This is a genomic window from Janibacter sp. CFPM2_SD2, from assembly GCF_057364645.1.
In genome coordinates this window covers 1-939 of record NZ_JBNFOF010000377.1, presented here as the reverse complement: position 1 = coordinate 939, position 939 = coordinate 1, and the positions used below count along the sequence as shown (strand labels likewise).

Genomic DNA, 939 nt, shown 5'->3' with positions numbered 1-939 from the left:
GACGAGCGCGTGACCGAGCGCGACCTCGCCGACCTCCTCGCGAGCCGCCCTGTCGGCGAGCACCTCGACGAGCAGGGCGACCTCGCGCAGCGCGGCGTCGGTGCGCAGCAGTCGAGGGGTCGCGGTGTGCAGCACGGTGAAGAACTCGAGCACGAGGTCGTGCCGCCAGCGCAGGTGCGCCTCCTCGTGGGCGACGACGGCGGCGAGCTGGTCGTCGGGCAGCGCCTGCGCGGCCTCGGTGAGCACCAGGCGTGAGCCGGCGCCCGGGAGGCAGTAGGCCGAGGGGCGTTGCGAGGGCAGCACCCGGGTGTGGTCGCCCTCGTGCCGGCCGACGAGGTCGACGAGCTGCCGGTGCTGGGCGCGCGCGGCGCGGATGCGGGTGCCGACGTCGTGCCCGTTGACCAGCAGGCGCACGAGGACGCCGAGCCCGGCGACGGCGGCGACGACGAGGACGACGATCTCGGGGGTGGACCAGAGCGGCCCGTGGTGCACGAGCGCCAGTGGTGCCGCGGTGAGCAGGCAGAGCACGGCGGAGAGGGAGAGCGACTGCCAGACGAGGAGTGCAGCGCGGGGGCTGGTGCGCAGCCGCTCGATCCGCGCGAGCAGGCGCGGAGCGGTGAGGAGCGCCGCTGCGCAGAGCAGCAGCAGGGCAGCGATCACCCGTGCGAGTCTGCCGCACCCCGGCCGCGGCGCCGTCGTGGCCGGTCGCCGCGTGCCTCCACCTCGGCCATCGCCTCGCGCACGGCGGCCAGGTCGTCGGCGCTCGCCTCCGACAGGAAGTGCAGGATCGCCGCCTGCCGCTCCCGGTCGCTCAGGTCGTGCAGCGGGCTGCGCATGGCCTCCGCGGTGAGCGACTCCCGGCTGGCGGCCGGGCGGTAGCGCCAGGCGCGCCCGTCGCGCTCGCGGGCGGTCACCCCCCCCGTTCTCAGCGAGAGGAGA

The 939-nt window shown here is 76.1% G+C and carries 2 protein-coding genes; both read right to left on the bottom strand.

Going from position 1 to position 939, the window contains the following annotated elements:
* Positions 1 to 660 (bottom strand): M56 family metallopeptidase (locus AC2W7J_RS18485; protein ID WP_485984253.1); only part of this gene is annotated, 660 nt, incomplete at its 3' end.
* On the bottom strand, positions 657 to 939 hold a 283-nt coding region (locus AC2W7J_RS18480; protein WP_485984251.1), incomplete at its 5' end, for a BlaI/MecI/CopY family transcriptional regulator. The genes AC2W7J_RS18485 and AC2W7J_RS18480, both read right to left, overlap by 4 nt.